The 22796-nt window shown below is 73.0% G+C and carries 20 protein-coding genes and 1 tRNA gene; 16 read left to right on the top strand and 5 right to left on the bottom strand.

Annotation, left to right across the window (positions count from 1 at the left end; translation table 11 throughout):
* A partial coding sequence (locus KM933_RS04000; protein WP_260333028.1) for a DUF3662 domain-containing protein occupies positions 1 to 461 on the bottom strand: 461 nt, incomplete at its 3' end.
* A 618-nt stretch (positions 462 to 1079) separates the two neighbouring features.
* Here KM933_RS04000 and KM933_RS04005 point away from each other — a divergent pair.
* Positions 1080 to 1166 (top strand) — tRNA-Leu (locus KM933_RS04005).
* A gap of 387 nt (positions 1167 to 1553) precedes the next feature.
* Here KM933_RS04005 and KM933_RS04010 read toward each other — a convergent pair.
* Positions 1554 to 2213 (bottom strand): FMN-dependent NADH-azoreductase, encoded by a 660-nt coding sequence (locus KM933_RS04010; RefSeq protein ID WP_221348383.1) that lies wholly within the window; start codon positions 2211 to 2213, stop codon positions 1554 to 1556.
* Positions 2214 to 2441: 228 nt separating this feature from the next.
* Between KM933_RS04010 and KM933_RS04015 the strand changes: the two genes are divergently transcribed.
* From KM933_RS04015 to KM933_RS04030, 4 genes are all read left to right on the top strand, one after another.
* Positions 2442 to 2813, top strand: a complete 372-nt coding sequence (locus KM933_RS04015; protein WP_221348384.1) for a winged helix-turn-helix transcriptional regulator — start codon at positions 2442 to 2444, stop codon at positions 2811 to 2813.
* A 176-nt stretch (positions 2814 to 2989) separates the two neighbouring features.
* Positions 2990 to 4471 carry a DUF2252 domain-containing protein gene (locus KM933_RS04020; RefSeq protein ID WP_221348385.1) on the top strand — a complete coding sequence of 494 codons (1482 nt, stop codon included), beginning with the start codon at positions 2990 to 2992 and terminating at the stop codon, positions 4469 to 4471.
* A 146-nt stretch (positions 4472 to 4617) separates the two neighbouring features.
* The gene (locus KM933_RS04025; protein ID WP_221348568.1) at positions 4618 to 5613 is read left to right on the top strand and encodes a J domain-containing protein; all 996 of its coding nucleotides are present in this window, start codon (positions 4618 to 4620) and stop codon (positions 5611 to 5613) included.
* A gap of 81 nt (positions 5614 to 5694) precedes the next feature.
* Positions 5695 to 6024, top strand: a complete 330-nt coding sequence (locus KM933_RS04030) for a rhodanese-like domain-containing protein (RefSeq protein ID WP_221348569.1) — start codon at positions 5695 to 5697, stop codon at positions 6022 to 6024.
* Between the two features lie 81 nt (positions 6025 to 6105).
* On the opposite strand, the gene KM933_RS04035 is transcribed toward KM933_RS04030, so the two are convergent.
* On the bottom strand, positions 6106 to 7254 hold the full coding sequence (locus KM933_RS04035) for an acyl-CoA dehydrogenase family protein (protein WP_221348570.1): 1149 nt from the start codon (positions 7252 to 7254) through the stop codon (positions 6106 to 6108).
* A gap of 308 nt (positions 7255 to 7562) precedes the next feature.
* Between KM933_RS04035 and KM933_RS04040 the strand changes: the two genes are divergently transcribed.
* From KM933_RS04040 to KM933_RS04050, 3 genes are all read left to right on the top strand, one after another.
* Positions 7563 to 8396, top strand: coding sequence for a DUF5819 family protein (locus tag KM933_RS04040; protein ID WP_221348386.1), 834 nt, complete (start codon positions 7563 to 7565; stop codon positions 8394 to 8396).
* A gap of 164 nt (positions 8397 to 8560) precedes the next feature.
* Positions 8561 to 9808: an HTTM domain-containing protein gene (locus tag KM933_RS04045; protein ID WP_221348571.1), complete on the top strand. Its 1248-nt coding sequence runs from the start codon at positions 8561 to 8563 to the stop codon at positions 9806 to 9808.
* Positions 9805 to 10620, top strand: coding sequence for a TrmH family RNA methyltransferase (locus tag KM933_RS04050; RefSeq protein ID WP_221348387.1), 816 nt, complete (start codon positions 9805 to 9807; stop codon positions 10618 to 10620). The genes KM933_RS04045 and KM933_RS04050 overlap by 4 nt, the downstream gene beginning before the upstream one ends.
* Before the next feature lie 95 nt (positions 10621 to 10715).
* On the opposite strand, the gene paaN is transcribed toward KM933_RS04050, so the two are convergent.
* On the bottom strand, positions 10716 to 12410 hold the full coding sequence (gene paaN / locus KM933_RS04055; protein ID WP_221348388.1) for a phenylacetic acid degradation protein PaaN: 1695 nt from the start codon (positions 12408 to 12410) through the stop codon (positions 10716 to 10718).
* Positions 12411 to 12601: 191 nt separating this feature from the next.
* Here paaN and KM933_RS04060 point away from each other — a divergent pair, with 191 nt between their 5' ends.
* Positions 12602 to 14116 carry a 3-hydroxyacyl-CoA dehydrogenase gene (locus tag KM933_RS04060; RefSeq protein ID WP_221348389.1) on the top strand — a complete coding sequence of 505 codons (1515 nt, stop codon included), beginning with the start codon at positions 12602 to 12604 and terminating at the stop codon, positions 14114 to 14116.
* Positions 14113 to 14703 (top strand): TetR/AcrR family transcriptional regulator, encoded by a 591-nt coding sequence (locus KM933_RS04065; RefSeq protein WP_221348390.1) that lies wholly within the window; start codon positions 14113 to 14115, stop codon positions 14701 to 14703. Before KM933_RS04060 ends, KM933_RS04065 begins: the two co-directional genes overlap by 4 nt.
* A 115-nt stretch (positions 14704 to 14818) precedes the next feature.
* On the opposite strand, the gene KM933_RS40185 is transcribed toward KM933_RS04065, so the two are convergent.
* A complete protein-coding gene (locus KM933_RS40185; RefSeq protein WP_221348572.1) occupies positions 14819 to 15304 on the bottom strand; it encodes an Lrp/AsnC family transcriptional regulator in 486 nt (161 codons plus the stop codon).
* A gap of 188 nt (positions 15305 to 15492) precedes the next feature.
* Here KM933_RS40185 and pdhA point away from each other — a divergent pair, with 188 nt between their 5' ends.
* From pdhA to KM933_RS04100, 6 genes are all read left to right on the top strand, one after another.
* Positions 15493 to 16668 carry a pyruvate dehydrogenase (acetyl-transferring) E1 component subunit alpha gene (gene pdhA, locus KM933_RS04075; RefSeq protein ID WP_221348391.1) on the top strand — a complete coding sequence of 392 codons (1176 nt, stop codon included), beginning with the start codon at positions 15493 to 15495 and terminating at the stop codon, positions 16666 to 16668.
* Positions 16665 to 17672 carry an alpha-ketoacid dehydrogenase subunit beta gene (locus KM933_RS04080; protein ID WP_221348392.1) on the top strand — a complete coding sequence of 336 codons (1008 nt, stop codon included), beginning with the start codon at positions 16665 to 16667 and terminating at the stop codon, positions 17670 to 17672. The genes pdhA and KM933_RS04080 overlap by 4 nt, the downstream gene beginning before the upstream one ends.
* Entirely contained in the window at positions 17669 to 19156 is a 1488-nt protein-coding gene (locus KM933_RS04085; RefSeq protein ID WP_260333031.1) for a dihydrolipoamide acetyltransferase family protein, read from the top strand. The genes KM933_RS04080 and KM933_RS04085 overlap by 4 nt, the downstream gene beginning before the upstream one ends.
* A gap of 124 nt (positions 19157 to 19280) precedes the next feature.
* Positions 19281 to 20258: an NTP transferase domain-containing protein gene (locus KM933_RS04090; protein ID WP_221348393.1), complete on the top strand. Its 978-nt coding sequence runs from the start codon at positions 19281 to 19283 to the stop codon at positions 20256 to 20258.
* On the top strand, positions 20255 to 21667 hold the full coding sequence (locus tag KM933_RS04095) for a molybdopterin molybdotransferase MoeA (protein ID WP_221348394.1): 1413 nt from the start codon (positions 20255 to 20257) through the stop codon (positions 21665 to 21667). Before KM933_RS04090 ends, KM933_RS04095 begins: the two co-directional genes overlap by 4 nt.
* Positions 21664 to 22761, top strand: coding sequence for a potassium channel family protein (locus KM933_RS04100; protein WP_221348395.1), 1098 nt, complete (start codon positions 21664 to 21666; stop codon positions 22759 to 22761). Before KM933_RS04095 ends, KM933_RS04100 begins: the two co-directional genes overlap by 4 nt.
* Positions 22762 to 22796 lie beyond the last annotated feature (35 nt).

Consider the following 22796-nt stretch of genomic DNA (forward strand, 5'->3'; position numbering starts at 1 on the left):
CCCGGGGGGCCGGCGGCCCCGCTGCGGGCGGCCGCCGGGGGCGGGCCCGCGGGGGCGCGCTCGGGAGCGCCGGCCTGCTGGTTGGCGGAGGAGGCGAGCGTACGGCTGCGGACCCGGTAGAGGCCGGTGTCGAGGTCGTCCGCCTTCTCCAGGTGGACCTTGATGGTGCCCATGAAGGTGTAGCGCTGCTGCTTGGCGTAGTCGCGCACCATGCCGGCCAGCTCGTCGCCGAGCTGGCCCGAGTAGGGGCTGAGCCGCTCGAAGTCCGGCGTGCTCAGCTCCACGATGAAGTCGTTGGGGACGACGGTCCGGTCGCGGTTCCAGATCGTCGCGTTGTTGTCGCACTCGCGCTGGAGCGCTCCCGCGATCTCCACGGGCTGGACCTCGGACTTGAACACCTTGGCGAAGGTGCCGTTGACCAGACCTTCGAGACGTTGCTCGAACTTCTTCAGGACTCCCATGGGGCACCTCCTCCTTCGTCGTTGCCCTGGTACTGCTTACTGATCGTATCCACGCGCCGGGAAATCGGCTGGTTCCCCCTGTCGGCCCGGTCGACGGATGTCGACGCCCGCTGAAGTCCCCTCCCGAAGTTCCCTCCGAAGCTCCCCTTCGAACTCCCCCGGGGCACTCCGTATGGAGAGGATCGTAGAGGTGGCTTCACCACAGTGTCCCGCACCCCGTAGTGGACCCCGGCCCCTCATGGGGAGATGACCGGGACCGGTACGAGGTTGATACGTGAACCGATTCTGCTCGGCGCGGGGAGGGCGGGAGCGGTGGGAGCGGCGGGGACGGGCGGGGCGGAGGCGGGCGCGGGAGGGGCGCGGGAGGCCGTCCGGCCGGTGGGGCGGGTGCCGGGGGAGGGTCTCCGGCCGGTGGGGCGGGGTGCTGCCGGGAGCTCGCCGGGAGCTTGCCGGAAGCCTGCGGGAAGCCTGTCGACAGGCCGCTGTCCTCCCGCGGCCGCTCCGGGGACCTCGTGCCGCCCCCGGAAACGGATGTGAATCCACCCCGACCAGCGTGCTAATCTTCTGCATGTCGGAAGGCGCTCACCCACCTGGTGGGAAACGGACGACACACCCAATGCGCGGGTGGCGGAATAGGCAGACGCGCTGGATTCAGGTTCCAGTGCCCGAAAGGGCGTGGGGGTTCAACTCCCCCCTCGCGCACCACAGGAGACGGGTCTCCGCCAGGACGGAAGTTCTGGCGGGGGCCCGTCTCTCGTTGTTGTGACAGTTCGTACGGCGGTCCCTCTGTACGGAGGTCTCGCGGGGGATGTTTCCCGGCGGCTCCCCGGCGGCTCCCCGGCGGCTCTCCGGCGGCTTCTCGACGGTGAGGTATCTCACGGTCGGTGCGGTGCGGTCTGCCGGTTCGGACCAGGTGATCCGCCGGGCGTCCGTCGTACGGGGGCGATCGTGGTGCAGGGGGCGACCGTGCGGGGACGGCTGTGGTGCAGGGTCGACGGCTGGGGTGCAGGGGTCGTTGCCGTGGACAGGGGTGCGGCCCGCGTGTCCCGGCCGCGATGGCGGGCCGGGGCACGCGGGCCGTGCGGTACCGGGTCAGGCGGCGTTCGAGGTGAACTGCCCGGCGAGGGTCCTCCCCCTGGCGGCCGCGTCCTCCAGGGCCTTGGCGCGGGACGCCTCGGCGAGCGGGACCAGCTCCGCCATCGCCGGCATCTGCGCGGCCATCGTGAGCTCCGGGACGATGAACTCGACGTCCATGCCGAGCATGTCCTTGAGGACGGACCCCAGGTAGTTCTGCACGTACTCGTAGCCCTCGCGGGGGGTGCCCGGCCCGTAGGCGCCGCCGCGGCTGGCCACGACGGTGACGGGGGTGCCCTTGGCCGACGGGGTGTCGCCCGCGGTGCGGCCGACGACGATGATGTTGTCCAGCCACGCCTTGAGCGTTGACGGGATCGAGAAGTTGTACATGGGCGCGCCGATCAGGACGGCGTCCGCCCGCTCCAGCTCCTCGATGAGCTCCAGGCGCCGGGCGAAGGCGGCGGCCTGCTCCGGGGTGTGCTCCGACGGATCGGTGAAGGCGGCGCTGTGGGCGTCGGCGGAGATGTGCGGGACGGGGTGCGCGTAGAGGTCGCGGTAGATCACCGTGCCCTGCGGGTGCTGCTCCTCCCATGCCTGGCGGAAGGCGGCCGTGACGGCGCGGGACGCCGAGGCGGGACCGGGGGAGACGGACGAGTCCAGGTGCAGCAGGGTGGCCATGGGGTTCTCCATCAGGTGTGCGAAAGGGCGCGTGAAAGGTCCACGAGGGGTCTGCGAGGGGTCCGCAAGGGGTCCGCAAGGGTTCACGGGGTTCGCAGGGGTCGCCGTGGGACGGGTGCCGGCTGGGCCCGGCGCACGTTCACGGCTTGCTTTTTCGTTCGTCACTATGAATAACACAGGAGCTTACTTTTTTTCATCCCCACGCGGAAGGGCAAGTACTCTGAAGGCATGGCGGTGCAGGAAAACCACGACGCTGCGTCGTGCAGACGGGTCGACGACGGCATCACCCGTGTCTTCCAGGTGATCGGGAAGCGCTGGACGGGCCCGATCGTGGCCGTACTGCTGCCCGCTCCCGTGCACTTCGCCGACCTGCGCCGCGCCATCCCCGGCATCAGCGAACGCATGCTCTCCGACCGGCTCACGGAACTGGCGTCGGTCGGAGTGGTGGTGCGGGAGGTCGACGAGGGGCCGCCGCTGCGTGTCTCCTACCGGCTGACGGAGGCCGGCTCCGCACTGGAGCCCGCGCTCACCGAACTGGGCGCGTGGGCGAAGAAGTACCTGACGGTGGAGGGCCGTTGCTCGGAGGAGTTCCGGAAGTAGCGGTGAGTGGTCCGGGGAGGAACACCGCCGGCAGCCGACTGCCGGTTGCTGTCCGTCGGCCGTCGGCCGCGCTGGACCGGCGGGTTTTCCACAAATGCGGAGTTGTCCACAGGAGCGCACGCGGACCGGGAGCCGGGGGTACGGTCGTCACGAATCGACGTTCGTGCGCGGGGGAGATGGTTCGGGTGAGCGGTACCGACGATGGTGCGGCGGCCGGAGCGGCTGAGGCAGCCGGCTCTGGAGCCGGCTCTGGGGCTGGGGCTGGGGCTGGGGCTGTGAGGATTCCGCAGGTGCGCGGGTTCGCGCGGCGGCCGGCGGAAGGCTCGTCCAAGGCGGAGGGCAAGGCCCTGCGGGAACGCGTCCCGCGCGGTGCGCACGCGTCGCTGGAGACGGGCGGCGACCGCCCGGACGCGGTGCGGGCCGTCGAGGAGTCCGGCCGCGGCCGTCTGCCCGAACTCACACCGCTGCGGGTGGGCAGGATGGCGGCCACGCCGTTCGCCTTCCTGCGCGGTTCGGCCGGCCTCATGGCGTACGACCTGGCGCGTACGCCCGTGACGGGTATCGGCGCCCAGATCTGCGGCGACGCGCACGCGGGGAACTTCGGCCTGTACGGGGACGCGCGCGGCGGGCTCGTCATCGACCTGAACGACTTCGACGAGACGGTGCACGGGCCGTGGGAGTGGGACCTCAAACGCCTGGCGACCTCGCTGGTGCTCGCCGCGCGCGAGGCGGGAGCGGACGAGGACACCTGCCGCAAGGCCGCGCACTTCACGGCCGGCTCCTACCGGCGCACGATGCGGCTGCTCGCGAAGCTCCCGGCCCTGGACGCGTGGAACGCCATCGCGGACGAGGAACTGGTCTCGCACGCCGACGCGCGCGATCTGCTCGGCACGCTGGAGCGGGTCTCGGAGAAGGCGCGGGGCAACACCAGCGGGCGGTTCGCGGCGAAGTCGACGGAGCGCGTCGAGGACGGGGGATGGCGCTTCGTCGACGCCCCGCCCGTGCTGCGCCGCGTCGGGGACGGTGAGGCCACCGCGGTCGCGCTGGCCCTGGAGGAGTACCTGGGCACGCTGTCCCCGGACCGCCTCCCGCTCCTCGCGCGGTACGCGGTGCACGACGTCGCCTTCCGTGTGGTCGGCACCGGAAGCGTGGGCACGCGCTCGTACGTGGTACTGCTCCTCGACCACCGGGACGAGCCGCTGGTCCTCCAGGTGAAGGAGGCCCGAGCGTCCGTGCTGGTGCCGTATCTGGACGCGGTCGGCTTCCCGGTGCCGGAGGTCGAGCACGAGGGCCGCCGGGTCGTCCTCGGCCAGAAGCGCATGCAGGTCGTCAGCGACAACCTCCTGGGCTGGACGACGGTCGAGGGACGCCCGTTCCAGGTGCGGCAGTTCCGTAACCGCAAGGGCAGCGTCGATCCGGCGGCGCTGGCCGCGGACCAGATAGACGACTACGCCCGGATGACGGGGGCGCTGCTGGCACGGGCGCACGCCCACAGCGCCGATCCGTGGTTGCTCTCGGGGTACTGCGGCAAGAACGAGGAGCTGGACGAGGCGATCGCGGACTTCTCGGTGGCGTACGCGGACCGCACCGAGGCGGACCACGCGGAGCTCGTGTCGGCCGTGCGGGCGGGGCGGATCGCGGGAGAGCTGGGGGTCTGAGCAGGCGATTTCGGGTGGCGGGCCGGGACGTGGCCTAGGCTGGGCGGGTGACGACCCCGGAAGCTCACCAGTCCCCGTCCGAGCCGCAGTCCGGGCCGCAGTCCGGGCCCTCCGCGGAGCCGGTCGCCGGCGCCGGTGCCGAGCCGTTGGCCGGTCCCTCCGGCGAACCCGCCACCGAACCTGCCGACGAGTCGTCCGCCGAGTCGTCTGCCGGGCCCTTCGCCGAGGACGGGGCCGCAGCCGGCTCGGAGGCCGGAACCGACACGGAGACCGGCACCGGCACCGGTACCGAAGCCGCGACCGGGGCCGGTGCCGGAGCCGGGGCCGGTGCTGAGGGTGGTGCTTCGGGGGACGGGGGCGAGCGGCCCGAGGAGCGGTTGGAGCGGGCCGTGCGGGCGGCCGAGCAGGCCCTGATCGAGTTCGAGATCGCCGTGGAGACGTTCCGGGTCGAGGTGGAGAACTTCTCCCGGCTGCACCACCAGCGGCTCGGGCCGATGTACGCGCGGCTCGACGAGCTGGAGGCGCAGATCGCCGAGGCGCGGGCGGCGAGCACCGGTGACCCGGAGGACGTGCGCAAGGCCCAGGAGGCCCGGGCCAGGGTCATGCCGATGCCGGGCATCGAGGAGCTGTTCCACGACTGGCTCGACTCGGACGGGCTGTCCCCGGAGGCCTCGGCCATGCTGACCGAGCAGCCGGTGCGGCCGCCGCAGCGGGTGCGACCGAGCGACGAGGCCCGCAAGCTCTACCGGGAGCTCGTCCGCAAGGCACACCCCGACCTCGCGCAGGACGACACGGAGCGCGCGCGGCGCGACGAGTTCATCGCCCGCGTCAACGCGGCCTACGGCCGGGGGGACGAGGCGCTGCTCCGGGAGCTGTCCGAGGAGTGGGCGGCCGGTCCGGTGCCCGAGGAGTGGCGGCCGAGTCGCAGCGAGGAGCTCTACGCCCGGCTGGAGTGGCTCGCCCAGCGCAAGGAACTGCTCTCGCTCGTGGCCCGCGACCTGGAGGAGAGCGCGATCGGCGGAATGCTCCGGATCGCGCCCGACGACCCCGACCGGCTGCTGGAGGAGATCGCCGAGCAACTGCTGGCGCAGGTGAGCGAGCGCGAGGCCGAACTGGCGGGACTGCTCGGCAGCGACGCCTGAGGATTCCTCCCGGCCGGGCCGCGGCGGACCGGTGTGTCCGGCCGGTCCGGTAGCGTCGGGGGCATGAGTTTCGGAGCTGGTGTGCCCACGGTCGAGGTCGGGGATCTCAAGGACGGGGATTTCCTGCTGGACGTCCGTGAGGACGACGAGTGGCAGGCGGGTCACGCCGAAGGGGCGCTGCACATCCCCATCAGCGAGTTCGTGGCCCGTTACGGCGAACTGACCGAGGCGGCGCCGCAGGACGGCAGGGTCAATGTGATCTGCCGTTCCGGTGGCCGGTCGGCGCAGGTCGCGATGTACCTGAACCAGCAGGGCGTCGACGCGGTGAACGTCGCCGGCGGCATGCAGGTCTGGGCGGCCGAGGGCCGTCCCGTGGTGGACGCGGAGGGCAAACCGGGGTCCGTGCTGTAGCGAGCCCGAGCCCGACTTTCGGCCGAGCGCTCCTTCGCCCCTACGGCGTCCCAAGGTGTTCCACGGCGTCCCGCGGCTTGCTCATCCCAGAGGGTGCGCCGCCAGCAGGTCCCCCAGCGTCTCCTCGTGTGCTGCCGCCGGGCCGAGCGAGAGCTCCAGGTGCTTGGCCCAGGCGTGGTAGCGGTGCAGCGGATATTCGGTGTCCGCGCCGAAGCCCCCGTGCAGGTGCTGGGCGGTCTGCACGACCCGGCGTACGCCCTCGGAGGCCCAGATCTTGGCGACGGCCACGTCACCGGACGCGGGCAGCGCCCCGCCCGCACCCGTGCCGATGCGCCAGGCGGCCTGCCAGAGGGTCGCCTCCATCGCGCGCAGATCGATGTAGCGGTCGGCGGCCTGCACGGCCACGGCCTGGAACGTGGCGATCGGGAAGCCGAACTGCTCCCGCTTGCCGGTGTACTCGCTCGTCATGGCGAGCACACGCTCACCGAGTCCGAGGGCCAGCGCGCAGGTCCCGGTGACGAGCAGGTTCCGCAGCCACTCCCAGGCGCCGTCGGCCTCGATGACGTCACCCGCGGGGACCCGTACGGAATCCAGTCGCAGTTCGCCGAGCGACTCGCCCGTCGTGGAGATCTGCTCGACGAGCACGGCGCCCCGGTGGCCGCGTGGTACGAGGGCCAGCACGGAGCGGCCCGAACCGGCGTTCGGGCCGGTGTTCAGGGCGGGTACGAGGACGAAGTCGGCGTTCCGCGCCCAGGGGACGGCCGTCTGCAGCCCGTCCAGTACCCACGCGTCGCCGTCCCGCCGGGCGCTCACGGCGAGTTCGGCGCCGTCGTGGCCGGTGCGGCCGTGCGCGGCGACGGTCAGCACCAGTTCGCCCCGGCCGGCCCGTGCGAGCAGGCGGGCCCGCAACTCCTCCCCGCCGTACGCCTGTACGGCGACGGCGGCCGCCGTGCTCTCCAGCAGCGGCACCCTGGCGAGCACCTTCGCAGACTCCCGCAGCACCAGGCACAGGGCGACCACGTCCAGACCGGCGCCGCCGTGGCGCTCGTCGAGCAGCAGACTCAGCAGGTCCGCGTCGGCGAGCCGGGCCCACAGAACGCGGTCGAAGTCGTCCGCGACGGCGCCCGCGGTCAGCGCGGGACTCGGCACACCGTCCGGCGCGACCCCCGCGAAGACCGCCTTCGCCGCTTCCACGGCCGCCTGCTGTTCCTCGCCGAAGGTGAAGTCCACGGTCCCGCCCTTCCAGCTCATCCAGCTCGTCCGGATCGTCCGCGTGCCTGGCCCGTGCGCGTGCCCGGCCCGTGTGCTCCGTCCGGGTGCCGGGCCGGCCCGGCGGAGCGTCAAGATAGAACAGGTTCTACAAGAAGGGAACGGCGGTGCGCCGGAAGGGCGGACCCGTAGGGTGTCCACCGCTGTGGACGGCCCCGTGGCCGCCGTGCCCCCTGGGCTGTGCCCGGCGGGTGGGCCTGAGTACCGTTCCGGTGCGGCCGTCACGGGACGGGCGGCGGTACTCGGCAGACACGGGAAGACGGGACGCAATGGACGCGCACGACGAGGATGCGAACGCCCGGCCCGTGCCGGGCGAGCCGGTGGCCGCCGTCCCCGGACCTCCTCCGCCCGCCGGTTCCGCCCCCGCCGGTCCTCCGCCCGCCGGTCCTTCGCCCGCCGACGGCTTCCCTCCTCTTCCCCCCGCTGGCATCGCCGCCCTCTCCCTCCCCTTCCAGATCGCCGCCGCGTTCGCACTGGCGTTCGTCGCCATGGCTGCCTGTGTCCACCTCGGCATGGTCTTCCTGCACGTCGCGCCGTCGAACACGGTCACCAAGCAGCACGGGCGGACGATCGACGAGTGGATCTACCCGGAGTTCGAGCAGAACTGGAAGCTCTTCGCGCCCAACCCGCTGCAGCAGAACATCGCGGTCCAGGTGCGTGCCGAGGTGAAGGGCACGGACGGGGCCATCAGGACGACCCGCTGGTACGACCTCTCCGCGCTGGACGGCCAAGCCATCGACGGCAATCTGCTGCCCAGCCACACCCAGCAGAACGAACTGCGCCGGGCCTGGGACTTCTTCGTGTCCACGCACGACGACGCGAACCGCCCGAACGGTCTGCGCGGCGACCTCTCCGAGCGCTACCTGCGCCGGATCGTGGTCCTGCGTCTCGACCGGGAGGAGGCGGGCGGTCGGGAGGCCGTGATCCAGCAGGTCCAGGTCCGCTCCCGTACGGTCAACGTGCCGCCGCCCGAGTGGAGCGATGAGCAGGTGTCCGACAAGCCCGTCCTGCGCCGGCTGCCCTGGTGGCCGGTGTCCGGGACCGACCGGGCGGCCGGGACGCGCCCCGACACCTCCACGGGGACGGCGGCGAGCGCCCGGTGAGCGATCAGGACGACCGCCCGCTGGCCGACCGCGCCGACGCACCCTCGGGCGCCTTCTCGGATGCCCCCTCGGACGCACCCCCAGGCACCCTCCCGGACGCCCCCGGCCGGTCGCGGCCGGCCGGGCGGGTCGGCCGGTTCGACCGGGAGCACCGTCTCGACCGGATACTCGCGCAGGTCATCGGCCGCCTCACCGGACAGGCCCTCGGGCCGTACCAGAGCGCCGTGATCCGCATGGGGTTCGCCGGGACCTGGCTGCTCTTCCTGCTGCGGGAGTTCCCGCACCGCCAGGAGATGTACGGGCCCGACGGGCCCTGGAGCTGGGACCTCGCCCAGCAGCTCACCGCGAGCAATCACGCCTTCACGGTCCTGGTCTGGGCCGACGGCCGGTTCTGGTTCGAGACGGTCTTCGCGTTCGCCGTGCTCTCCAGCGCCCTGCTCCTGCTCGGCTGGCGCACCCGCACCATGTCCGTGCTGTTCCTGGTCGGTGTGCTCTCCCTCCAGAACCGCAGCATCTTCATGGGGGACGGCGGCGACAACGTCATCCACCTGATGGCGATCTACCTGGTGTTCACGCGCTGCGGCCAGGTGTGGTCCCTGGACGCCCGGCGCGAGCGCCGGGCGTCGGCGCGGATACGCGCGCACGGCGGGCGCCGCGGACCGGACCGGACCGGTGTCGCCCTGTGGACCGTGCTCGGTCTCGCCCTGGCGGCCGCCACGCTCGCGGGGAAGATCGACGGCGGTCTGGCCGGCGGCTGGCGGACGGTCCACTGGGGCCTCTGGGCGGTCCAGGGCCTGTGGTGGCTGGCCGGGCGGTACACCCGGAGCATCCAGCCGCGCGTCCTCCTCGACGTCGTCGCCAACCTCGTCCACAACGCCGCGCTCTTCGTGATCATGGCCGAGGCGTGTCTGATCTACGCGACCGCCGGCTGGTACAAGGTCCAGGGCTCGCGCTGGCAGGACGGCACGGCGGTGTACTACCCGCTGCACCTGGACTACTTCTCCCCCTGGCCCGCGCTGTCCGACGCCCTGTCCGCGAGCGGCACCATGGTCATGCTGGTGACGTACGGGACGGTGATCGCGCAGGTCGCCTTCCCCTTCACGCTGTTCAACCGGCGGGTGAAGAACATCCTGCTGGCGGGCATGATGACGGAGCACGCGGTGATCGCCCTCGTGCTGGGCCTGCCGTTCTTCTCGCTCGCGATGATCGCCGCCGACGCCGTCTTCCTGCCGACGTCCTTCCTGCGCCGCCTCGGCGGACGGGCCGCACGGGGGCGCGAACGGCTGGCACGCGCGCGGGGCCGGCTCTCCGCCCGCCTGGGACGTGCGGTCCCGGGGCCGCGCGAGGAGGATCCGGAGGCCCCGCGCCCCCCGGAGACGGCCGGGCACCCGCACGTAGGCTTCACGGCATGAGGGACCCGCACGACCCCCAGCCCGCATCCGGCCCCGTCCCCGTCCCGGAGGCCGGTTCCGCCTCGGCCTCCGCCTCGGCCTCCGAGTCCGTGGATGCCTGGCACCGGCTCGCCGATACCGCCGTGCTGCTCGACGGCTTCCATGCCCTCAAGCACGCGGTCCGCTTCGGGGCCGAGGTCCGGGCGGCGGTCGCCACGGACCGGGCGGCCGCGCTCGCGCTCGCCGACGAACTGGCTCCCGACGTACGGGACACGCTGGACGTCCTCCTGGCGGAGGTCCCGGAGCCCGCGTACCGGGCGCTCGTCCCGCGTCCGCACCCCACCGGGGTGGCCGCCCTGGCGGTACGCCCCTCGCGGGAGGCCAACCTGCGGGCGCTCACCCGTACCCCCCGCACCGCGCCCGTGGTCGTCCTCGACCAGCCGCGCGACCTCGGCAACGCGGGGGCGGTGATCCGGCTCGCGGCCGGGTTCGGCGCGACCGGGGTCGTCACCACCGGCACGCTCGATCCGTGGCACCCCACGGTCGTGCGGGGCGGGGCGGGGCTGCACTTCGCCACGGCGGTCGAGCGGCTGGCCGTGGACGAACTGCCCGCCGGGCCGGTGTTCGCCCTCGACCCGGAGGGCGAGGACATCCGGGGGGTGAAGCTCCCGGACGACGCGGTCCTCGCGTTCGGTTCGGAGCGGAGTGGGTTGTCGGTCGCCCTGCGGGGGCGCAGCGACCACTTGGTGTCCCTGCCGATGCGGGCGCAGGTGTCCAGTTACAACCTGGCCACCAGCGTGGCGATGGCCCTGTTCCACTGGAGTGCGTCGTAGGGACGCCTCGTGGGTTCGTGGGTAGGGACGCCTCGTTGAGGACGTTCGGCTGCGTCGTGGCCGGTCGCGCAGTTCCCCGCGCCCCCGCGGGGCGCTCACGCCTCGCTGCGGATCTCCACCACCCGGAAGCGGTTGGACACGAACGCGCCGTCGCACAGGGCGGCGTTGGCCGCGGGGTTGCCGCCCGAGCCGTGGAAGTCGGAGAAGGCGGCCGTCTGGTTGACGTACACCCCGCCCGTCAGGTTCAGGGAGAGCTGGGCCGCCTCGTCCAGGCATGCCTCCCGCACGGCCTCCTCGACGTCCTCCGAGGTCGTGTACGCGCCGACGGTCATCGCGCCCTTCTCGCGGACCGTCCGGCGCAGCAGCTCCACGGCGTCGGCCGCCGAGTCGACCGCGACGGCGAACGAGACCGGACCGAAGCACTCGCTCATGTAGGCGGCCCGGTCGTCGGGCTTGCCGCCGTCGAGCTTCACGATCACCGGGGTGCGGACCACCGCGTCGGGGAACTCCGGGTTGGTGATCTCCCGGGAGGGGAGGGCGACTTCGCCCAGACCGGGCGCCGCCTCGACGCGGGCCTTCACGTCCGGGTTCACGATCGCGCCCAGCAGGCCGTTCGCCCGGGTGTCGTCCCTGAGGAGCCCGTCGACCGCCCCGGCCAGGTCGGCGACCACCTCGTCGTACGACTTGGGGCCCTCCTCCGTGCGGATTCCGGCGCGCGGGACGAGGAGGTTCTGCGGGGTCGTGCACATCTGGCCGCTGTAGAGGGAAAGGGAGAACGCGAGGTTGGACAGCATCCCCTTGTAGTCGTCGGTGGACTCCACGATCACCGTGTTGACGCCGGCCTTCTCCGTGTAGACCTGCGCCTGGCGGGCGTTGGCCTCCAGCCAGTCGCCGAACTCCGTCGAGCCGGTGTAGTCGATGATCCGGATCTCGGGACGGGTGGCCAGGGTCTTGGCGATGCCCTCGCCGGGCCGCTCGGCGGCCAGTGCCACCAGGTTCGGGTCGAAGCCCGCCCCGGCGAGCACCTCGCGGGCCACCTGGACGGTGAGCGCGAGCGGCAGCACCGCGCGCGGATGGGGCTTCACCAGTACGGCGTTGCCCGTGGCCAGCGAGGCGAACAGGCCCGGATAGCCGTTCCACGTCGGGAAGGTGTTGCAGCCGATCAGCAGCGCGATGCCCCGCGGCACCGGCGTGAACCGCTTGGTCAGCGCGAGCGGGTCCCGCTTGCCCTGCGGCTTCGTCCACTCCGCCGTGTCGGGGGTGCGGACCTGCTCCGCGTACGCGTACGCCACCGCCTCCAGGCCGCGGTCCTGGGCGTGCGGGCCGCCGGCCTGGAACGCCATCATGAAGGCCTGGCCGCTGGTGTGCATGACCGCGTGCGCGAACTCGTGCGTACGGTCGCTGATCCGCTTGAGGATCTCCAGGCACACCACCGCGCGCACCTCCGCGCCCGCGTCGCGCCACGCGCGCTGCCCGAGGCGCATGGCGGGCAGCAGGGTGTCGATGTCCGCGTGCGGGTACGTGACGCCCAGCTCGATCCCGTACGGCGAGACCTCGCCGCCCACCCAGTCGTCGGTGCCCGGCTGGCCGAGGTCGAGGCGGCTGCCGAGCAGCGCGTCGAAGGCGGCCCTGCCCTCGGCCGTGCCCAGGCTGCCGTCCTCCCCGTACGCCTTGGGGTGCTCCGGGTGCGGCGACCAGTACGCGCGCGTGCGCACCGCCTCCAGCGCCCGGTCGAGGGTGGGCCGGTGCCTGGCGACGAGCTCGTGCGCGGTCGGTGCGGCGGCAGCCATGCGGAACCATCTCCTCGTTTCAGGGGTTCAGGGGTTCAGGACTTCAAGAACTCTTCGTCGCTTCAAGAACTCTTCGTCGAGCTCATGACCTGGGCGGGAACAGCCGGACAGAGTTAGAGTAACCGAACGATCGGTCGGTACAAGGGGGTCCGCCGAACCTGTGGAAAACCCCGTGCGGGAGGATCGCGAGCATGACAGCACTCGACCTCGCCGGCCCGGTGGCCGTCGTCGGCACCGGCACCATGGGCCAGGGCATCGCCCAGGTGGCGCTCGCCGCCGGCCACCCCGTGCGGCTGTACGACACCGCCCCCGGCCGCGCCCGGGCGGCGGCCGAAGCGATCGGCACCCGTCTCGACCGGCTCGTCGAGAAGGACCGGCTGACCGGCGCCGAGCGCGACGCCGCGCGGGCTCGTCTGCACCCCGCCGAGAGCCTCGCCGAACTCGCCGACTCGGGGCTGGTCCTCGAAGCCGTCCTGGAGCGACTGGACGTCAAACAGCAGCTGTTGCGCGAGCTGGAGGACATCGTCGCGGACGACTGCCTGCTCGCCACCAACACCTCCTCCCTGTCGGTGACCGCGATCGGCGGCGCCCTGCGCAACCCCGGCCGGTTCGTCGGGCTGCACTTCTTCAACCCCGCGCCGCTGCTGCCCCTCGTGGAGGTCGTCTCCGGGTTCGCCACCGACGTCACGTCGGCCACGCGCGCGTACGAGCTGGCCCGCGCCTGGGGGAAGACCCCGGTGGCCTGCGCCGACACCCCGGGCTTCATCGTCAACCGCATCGCGCGGCCCTTCTACGCCGAGGCATTCGCGGTCCACGAGGCCCAGGCCGCCGACCCGGCGACCGTCGACGCGGTCCTGCGCGAGTCGGGCGGCTTCCGGATGGGCGCCTTCGAACTGACCGACCTCATCGGCCAGGACGTCAACGAGTCCGTCACGCGCTCCGTCTGGGAGGCATTCTTCCAGGACGTGCGGTTCACGCCCTCGCTGGCCCAGCGCAGGCTCGTCGAGTCGGGCCGCCTCGGCCGCAAGACCGGGCACGGCTGGTACGACCACGGGGCGGGCGGTGAGCGGCCCGAGCCGCACACCGCGGAGAAGGTGCCGCCGCCCGCGTACGTCGTCGCGGAGGGCGATCTGGGCCCCGCCGCCGAACTGCTCGCGCTGATCCGCGAGGCGGGCATCCAGGTCCGCGAGGAAGAGGAGGACCACGGCACGCGCCTGGTGCTGCCGGGCGGCGGGCAGCTGGCCCTCGCCGACGGCCAGACCGCCGTCGAGTTCCGTGACGTCGTCTACTTCGACCTGGCGCTCGACTACCGCAGGGCGACCCGGATCGCCCTGTCCCACGCGCAGGACACCCAGACGCGGACCCTCGCCGAGGCGACCGGCCTCTTCCAGGCGCTCGGCAAGGACGTCAGCGTCATCGGGGACGTGCCCGGCCTGATCGTCGCCCGCACGGTGGCCCGCATCATCGACCTGGCGCACGACGCCGTCGCCAAGGGGGTGGCCACCGAGGAGGACATCGACACGGCGATGCGCCAGGGCGTCAACTACCCCCTCGGGCCCTTCGAGTGGAGCCGCAGACTCGGCCGGAGCTGGGCCTACGACGTCCTGGACGACCTGCACATGCGCGACCCGTCAGGACGTTACGCACCGTCCCTCGCGCTCTACCGCCACGCGTACGCCTCCGAGAAGCGTGAGGGCACCCCATGACCACCGCCAGGCGGGACACCTACACGCCGGACACGCTGCTCTCCGTGGCCGTGCGGGTCTTCAACGAGCGCGGCTACGACGGCACCTCCATGGAGCACCTCTCCAGGGCGGCCGGCATCTCCAAGTCGTCGATATACCACCACGTCACCGGCAAGGAGGAGCTGCTGCGCCGGGCCGTCAGCCGGGCGCTCGACGGCCTCTTCGGGATCCTCGACGAGGACCGCGCGCGCGAGGGGCGTGCCGTGGAGCGCCTGGAGCACGTCACCCGGCGCATGGTGGAGGTCCTCACCGCCGAACTGCCCTACGTGACGCTGCTGCTGCGGGTGCGCGGCAACACCGGTACCGAGCGCTGGGCCCTGGAGCGGCGCCGGGAGTTCGACCACGAGGTGGCCGCGCTCCTGAAGGCGGCGGCGGCCGACGGGGACGTGCGCGGTGACGTGGAGTTCCGGCTCGCGACCCGGCTGGTCTTCGGGATGATCAACTCGATAGTCGAGTGGTACCGGCCCGACGGGCGGGGCATGGGCGAGCGCGAGGTCGCCGACGCGGTGGTGCGGATGGTCTTCGGGGGGCTGCGGCGGGAAGGCTGAACGGGGCGCCCGGAAGCCCTCGGACGGAACCCGGTCAAAGCTCCGGTCGGAGTCCGATCAAAGCTCCGGAGGGCGTCCGGACGGAACCCGGTCGGAGTCCGGCCAGGGCCCCGGCTCACCCCTGGGGTTCCAGGTCCTCCTCCTCGAACACCAGCAGCGTCCGCGTGCTGAGCACCTCGGGGATGGCCTGGAGACGGGTGAGCACCAGCTCGCGCAGGGCCCTGTTGTCCGGGGCGTGCACCAGGAGCAGCACGTCGAAGTCACCGCCCATCAGCGCGATGTGGGACGCCCCGGGAAGCACCCTGAGCTGCTCGCGCACGGTGCGCCAGGTGTTCTGCACGATCTTGAGCGTGATGTACGCCGAGGTGCCGTGCCCTGCGCGCTCGTGGTCGACCCGGGCGCCGAAGCCGCGGATCACGCCGTCCTCGACCAGGCGGTTGATGCGGGCGTAGGCGTTGGCCCGGGACACGTGGACCCGTTCGGCGACGGACCGTATCGAGGCGCGGCCGTCCGCCTGGAGCATCTGCAGGATGTCCTGGTCGATGGAGTCGAGGGGGCGCGGCGGCGGCAGGGGCGTGCCGGGGTCCGGTCCCTCGGCCATTTGTTCAGGTGCCATGTCCCCCCGCCTCCCTACCATGGACGTACTGCGTCCATCTCAGGTTGTGGAGAACCGTTTGTCCACAGCCTGGAGGGGCCTGTAGCCAAAATGTGCCGACGACCGAACAATCGGTAGGTGAGGCGCGTCACTCATGGCGGGCCCCGAAGCCACTCCCACGAGGAGGTGCCGACATGACGGTCATGGAGCAGCGGGGCGCGTACCGGCCCACGCCACCGCCCGCCTGGCAGCCCCGTACCGACCCCGCGCCGCTGCTGCCCGACGCGCTGCCCCACCGCGTCCTCGGCACCCGTGCGGCCGACGGGGTCGCCCCGGATCTGCTGCGCAGGCTGTACGCGCACCTGGTACGGGGCCGCCGGTACAACGCGCAGGCCACCGCCCTCACCAAGCAGGGCCGCCTGGCCGTCTACCCCTCCTCCACCGGCCAGGAGGCCTGCGAGGTCGCCGCCGCGCTCGTCCTGGAGGAGCGCGACTGGCTCTTCCCGAGCTACCGGGACACCCTCGCGGCCGTCGCCCGGGGCCTCGACCCCGTCCAGGCACTGACCCTGCTGCGCGGCGACTGGCACACCGGCTACGACCCCCACGAGCACCGCGTCGCCCCCCTGAGCACACCGCTCGCCACCCAGCTCCCGCACGCCGTGGGCCTCGCGCACGCCGCCCGCCTCAAGGGTGACGACGTGGTCGCGCTCGCCCTGGTCGGCGACGGCGGCACCAGCGAGGGCGACTTCCACGAGGCGCTGAACTTCGCCGCCGTCTGGCGGGCCCCGGTGGTCTTCCTGGTCCAGAACAACGGCTTCGCGATCTCCGTCCCGCTCGACCGGCAGACCGCCGCCCCCTCACTGGCCCACAAGGCCGTCGGGTACGGGATGCCGGGCCGGCTGGTCGACGGGAACGACGCCGCCGCGATGCACGAGGTCCTCGGCGAGGCGGTCGCCCACGCCCGCGCGGGTGGCGGTCCGACGCTCGTGGAGGCGGTCACGTACCGCATGGAGGCCCACACGAACGCGGACGACGACAAGCGCTACCGCGACGACGCCGAGGTCGAGGCGTGGCGCGCGCACGACCCGATACTCCTCCTGGAGCGCGAGCTCACCGGGCGCGGACTGCTCGACGAGGACGGGATGCGCGCCGTGCGCGAGGACGCCGAGGCGATGGCCGCGGACCTGCGCGCGCGCATGAACCAGGACCCGCCGCTCGACCCCGCGGACCTGTTCGCGCACGTCTACGCCCGGCCCACCACGCAACTCCTGGAGCAGGAGGCACAGCTGCGGGCCGAACTGGACGCCGGCGCCGAGGCGGACCGGCACGAGGACGACGAGGCGTACGACCGGGAAGGAAGCGCGCGATGACCACCGTCGCGGTGAAGCCGGCCACCATGGCCCAGGCCCTCGGACGCGCCCTGCGCGACGCGCTGGCCGACGATCCGGCCGTCCACGTCATGGGCGAGGACGTGGGCGCCCTCGGCGGCGTCTTCCGGGTCACCGACGGACTCGCGAAGGAGTTCGGCGAGGACCGCGTCACGGACACGCCCCTCGCCGAGGCGGGCATCCTCGGCACGGCGGTCGGCATGGCCATGTACGGTCTGCGGCCGGTCGTCGAGATGCAGTTCGACGCCTTCGCGTACCCCGCCTTCGAGCAGCTGCTCTCGCACGTGGCGAAGATGCGCAACCGCACGCGCGGGGCGATGCCGCTGCCCCTCACCGTCCGCGTGCCCTACGGCGGCGGCATCGGCGGCGTCGAGCACCACAGCGACTCCTCCGAGGCGTACTACATGGCGACCCCGGGGCTGCACGTCGTCACCCCCGCGACGGTCCCCGACGCGTACGGCCTGCTGCGCGCGGCCATCGCCTCCGACGACCCGGTCGTCTTCCTGGAACCCAAACGGCTGTACTGGTCGAAGGACTCCTGGAACCCCGACGAGCCGCGGGCCGTGGAGCCGATCGGCCGCGCGGTGGTCCGCCGCCGGGGCCGCAGCGCCACGCTCGTCACGTACGGGCCGTCCCTGCCCGTCTGCCTGGAGGCCGCGGAGGCGGCCCGGGCCGAGGGCTGGGACCTGGAGGTCGTCGACCTGCGCTCCCTGGTGCCGTTCGACGACGAGACGGTCTGCGCCTCCGTGCGGCGCACCGGCCGGGCCGTCGTGGTGCACGAGTCGGGCGGTTTCGGCGGACCCGGCGGGGAGATCGCCGCGCGCGTCACCGAGCGGTGCTTCCACCACCTGGAGGCGCCGGTGCTGCGGGTGGCCGGGTTCGACATCCCGTATCCGCCGCCGATGCTGGAGCGGCACCACCTGCCCGGTGTGGACCGCATCCTGGACGCGGTGGCCCGGCTCCAGTGGGAGGCGCAGAGCCGATGACCCGCGCCTCCGACATGTTCAGCCGTGAATTCAAGCTGCCCGACCTCGGTGAGGGGCTCACCGAGGCCGAGATCGTCCGCTGGCTCGTCCAGGTCGGTGACGTCGTCGCCGTCGACCAGCCCGTCGTCGAGGTCGAGACGGCCAAGGCGATGGTCGAGGTCCCCTGCCCGTACGGCGGCGTGGTCACCGCCCGCTACGGCGAGGAGGGTACCGAACTGCCGGTCGGCTCCCCGCTGCTGACGGTCGCGGTGGGCGGCGCACCGGCCCTCGACACCCCGGGCCCCGACGCACCGGCCTCCGACGGACGGACCTCCGGCGGGCGGGCTCTCGGCACGTCGGTCCCCGACGGGCGGGACTCCGGGGACCGGCCCTCCGGGGACCGCGACTCCGGGAACCGGGCCTCCGGCCGTGCGGACGAGGGTTCCGGGAACGTGCTCGTGGGCTACGGGACGCAGGCGCCCGCAGCCCGGCGCCGGAGGGTGCGGCCGTCCGTGCCCGGCGCGGCTCCCACAGGGCCCGCCACCACCCGGCGTCCGGCGCGGGAGGAGCGGCCGACCGCGGCCGGCACCGGCACCGGCACCGGCACCGGCACCGGCACCGGTGCCGGGACCCGGACCGACGGTCCCGTGCCGGTGATCTCGCCGCTGGTGCGCCGGCTGGCCCGGGAGAACGGGCTCGACCTGCGGGAACTGACGGGTTCGGGACCCGAGGGCCTGATCATGCGCGCGGACGTGGAGCATGCCGTGCGGGCCGGCGCGCCCGCGTCGGCCGCCGCCCCGGCGGCCACCCGCGCGTCCGGCACCCGCGTCCCCCTCAAGGGCGTCCGCGGTGCCGTCGCCGACAAGCTCTCGCGCAGCCGTCGCGAGATCCCCGACGCGACCTGCTGGGTGGACGCCGACGCGACCGAACTGATGGAGGCGCGCCGCCGGATGAACGAGGCCGGCGGGCCGAGGATCTCCCTCATCGCGCTCCTCGCTCGGATCTGCACGGCCGCGCTGGCCCGCCACCCCGAGCTCAACTCGACGGTCGACACGGACGCCCGCGAGGTCGTACGGCTGGACGGGGTGCACCTCGGGTTCGCCGCGCAGACCGAGCGCGGACTCGTCGTGCCGGTGGTGAAGGGCGCGCACGAGCGGGACGCGGAGTCGCTGAGCGCGGAGTTCGCCCGGCTCACCGAGGCGGCCCGGACCGGGACGCTCACCCCGGCGGACCTCACCGGCGGGACCTTTACGCTGAACAACTACGGGGTGTTCGGCGTGGACGGCTCCACGCCGATCATCAACCACCCCGAGGCGGCCATGCTCGGCGTCGGCCGGATCGTCCCCAAACCCTGGGTACACCGGGGCGAACTGGCGGTGCGGCAGGTCGTGCAGCTCTCGCTCACCTTCGACCACCGGGTGTGCGACGGCGGCACGGCGGGCGGTTTCCTGCGGTATGTGGCGGACTGCGTGGAACAGCCGGCGGTGCTCCTGCGGACCCTGTGACCCCCGGGGCCGGCGGCCTTCCGGCACGGCCTTCCCGTACGGCCCCGTCACCACCCCGTCACCACCCCGTCCACATGCTGTGCGCGGGGGTGGAAATGATCCACCGGGCACCCATACTCGTGGGGTGACCGCGTTCGAGCCGCCCAGCGCACCCGGTGTCCCCGGTGCCTTCGGAGTACCCGGTTCCCCGGGCGCATCCGGTGGGGACGCCCATGACGCCGTCGTGCTCGCCGGGGGTGCCGCCCGCCGTCTCGGCGGAGCGGACAAGCCGGCCGTGCGCGTGGGCGGCCGGGCGCTGCTCGACCGGGTCCTGGCCGCCTGCTCCGGCGCGGTCACCACCGTCGTGGTCGCGGAGCCCCGGCCCACCGCGCGCCCCGTGCGATGGGCGCGCGAGGAACCTCCCGGCGGGGGCCCGCTCGCCGCGCTGGACGCCGGTCTGCGGCACACCGCCGCCGAGCACGTCGTGGTGCTCTCCGCCGACCTGCCGTTCCTGGACGGGGCGACGGTGGGGAGACTGCTGACGGCTCTTCACGAGTCGGGTGGCGACGGCGTGTTGCTCACCGACCGGGACGGCCGTGACCAGCCTCTCGTGGCCGCGTACCGCCGTTCCGCGCTGCGCCGCGAGCTGGACGCCCTGCGCGCCGCACACGGCGAGCTGGCCGGACTGCCGCTGCGACGGCTCACCGGCGCGCTCGAAGTGACCCGTATCACCGACCCCGTCGCGTCCTTCGACTGCGACACCTGGGACGACATCGCCGTCGCCCGGGCACGTATCAGGGAGCATGGGCACGTGTTGGATGAATGGATTACCGCAGTCAAGGACGAGCTGGGCGTCGACCTGGACGTCGACACCGGCATCCTGCTCGACCTCGCCCGCGACGCCGCTCACGGTGTGGCCCGTCCGGCGGCCCCGCTGACGACGTTCCTCGTCGGGTACGCGGCGGGCCGGGCCGAGGGGGGCCCGGAAGCGGTCGCGGAGGCCGTCCGCAAGGCGACGGCGCTGGCGCTGCGCTGGGCCGCGGAGGCCGATTCCGACGTTCCGGCGGCCTCGGCGACCCCGGGCGCCGGTTCCGGCGCCCCGGCGACCCCGGACGCCGGATGACCGCCTCGGGGCAGTACGAGGAGGTCGGCTTCGACGTCGAGGACATCCTTGCCCTGATCAAGGAAGGCGGTGCGCGGATGCCCGACGACTCCGCAGCCACCGGAGCCCGCCCTCCCGGCCCCTCCCCGGACCCGCACGGCGGCGACGGGAAGGAAGGGAAGGACAGGAAGGCCGGGAAGGACAGGAAGGCCGGGAAGGAAGACCCGGGGCACCACGCCACCACGTCCTGGCAGCGGGCCCGCGCCCTTGCCGGGCGTGCCCCCCGCCGCCCGGGCGCCCCCGTCCCCGCCCCCCTGGACGCCGCGCTGGGCCTCGTCCTCGCGGCCCCGCTCACCGCCCTCACGGACCTCCCGTCCTTCGACACGTCCGCCATGGACGGCTGGGCGGTCGCCGGGCCGGGCCCGTGGGACGTACGGGCCGAGGGAGTGCTCGCCGGCCACGACGCGCCGCAGTGCCTCGCCGACGGCGAGGCGGTCCGGATCGCCACGGGCGCGCGGATCCCGCGGGACGCCTCCGCCGTGCTCCGCAGCGAGCACGGCCGCTGCGACGACAAGGGCCGACTGCACGCGGTCCGCGACATGGTGCCGGGACAGGACATCCGGTCCCGCGGCCAGGAGTGCCGTTCCGGCGTCTCCCTGCTGCCGTCCGGCACGCTGGTCACCCCGGCCGTCCTCGGACTCGCCGCCGCCGCCGGGTACGACACGCTCTCCGTCCTTCCCCGGCCGCGCGTGGAGATCCTGGTCCTCGGCGACGAGCTGCTCACCGGAGGACTGCCGCACGACGGGCTGATCCGGGACGCGCTCGGCCCGATGCTGCCGCCCTGGCTGCGCGCGCTCGGCGCGAAGGTCGGCACGGTGCGCCGGCTCGGCGACGACGCGGAGGCCCTGCGCAGGGCCCTGCGGAAATCCAGGGCCGACCTCATCGTGACCACCGGGGGCACCGCTGCGGGCCCCGTCGACCACGTGCATCCCGTTCTGCACCGCATCGGCGCCGAGCTGCTGGTGGACGGCGTCGGGGTGCGCCCCGGCCACCCGATGCTGCTGGCACGCCTCAAGGAGGACCAGCACCTCGTGGGGCTGCCGGGCAACCCGCTCGCCGCCGTCTCCGGCCTCCTCACGCTGGCCGAGCCGCTGCTGCGCACCCTCGCGGGCCGTGCGGCTCCGGAGCCGTACACGCTGCCGCTCCAGGACGCCGCGCATGGCCACCCGCACGACACCCGGCTCGTCCCCGTCGTGCTGCGCCGGGACCGGGCCGTGCCGCTGCGCTACAACGGACCGGCCATGCTGCGGGGCATCGCCGTGGCAGACGCCCTTGCCGTCGTCCCGCCCGGCGGCGCACGGCCGGGTCAGGAACTGGAGATCCTCGACCTGCCCTGGACCATGGCGGGAATCGAGGTGTGTTTCACGTGAAACTTCCGGGCCACGACGCGATCGCCCGCCAGGCGGACGAACATCTGGTAACCCATCAGGTGACGCTGCCGCGCCAACGGGTGGAACGCCCTTTGCGCCAGGTCACCAAACGAGTCGTGATAGCACTGGTGGTGCTGGTCGGTACGGCCCTCATCGTCTATTTCGACCGGGACGGCTACACCGACAACTCCGACGGTCCCGTCGACCTGCTCGACGCCTTCTACTATGCGACCGTCACCCTCTCCACCACCGGATACGGCGACATCACGCCGGTCAGTGACGGCGCCCGCTTCACCAACATCTTCCTGATCACGCCGCTGCGCGTGCTCTTTCTGATCATCCTGGTCGGCACCACTCTCGAGGTCCTCACCGAACGCACCCGGGAGGAGTGGCGACTGAACCGCTGGAGGACCGCCTTGAGGGAGCACACCGTTGTCATCGGGTTCGGCACGAAGGGCCGCTCGGCGATCCAGACCGTGTGCGCGACGGGCCTGAAGAAGGAGCAGGTCGTGGTGGTCGACCCCAGCTCCAAGGTGATCGACGCGGCGACGGCGGACGGTTACGCGGGAGTGGTGGGCGACGCCACGCGCAGTGACGTCCTGCTCCGGGCCGAGGTGCAGCGGGCGCGGCAGATCATCATCGCCACCCAGCGCGACGACACCGCCGTGCTCGTCACGCTGACGGCCCGGCAGCTCAACCGCAAGGCGAAGATCGTGGCCGCCGTGCGCGAGGAGGAGAACGCGCCGCTGCTGAAGCAGTCCGGTGCCGACGCCGTCATCACCAGCGCGAGCGCGGCCGGCCGGCTCCTCGGGCTCTCCGTGCTCAGTCCCAGCGCGGGCATGGTCATGGAGGACCTCATCCAGCAGGGCAGCGGCCTGGACATGGTCGAGCGACCCGTCATAAAGGCGGAGGTCGGCAAGGGCGTCCGCGAGATCGAGGACCTGGTGGTGAGTGTCGTGCGAGGGCACCGGGTGCTCGGCTACGACGATCCGGCCATCGGGAAGGTGCAGCTGACGGACCGCCTGATCACCATCGTGCGGGTCAGCCCGCACCGACAGGTCGCGCCGGACATGAAACCGCTGCCGCAGGACTGAATCCCCGCGCGACGGGTCGCCGGGAGTAGCCTCGC

This window comes from Streptomyces beigongshangae (assembly GCF_019710745.1).
In the GTDB taxonomy this organism is placed as follows: domain Bacteria; phylum Actinomycetota; class Actinomycetes; order Streptomycetales; family Streptomycetaceae; genus Streptomyces; species Streptomyces beigongshangae.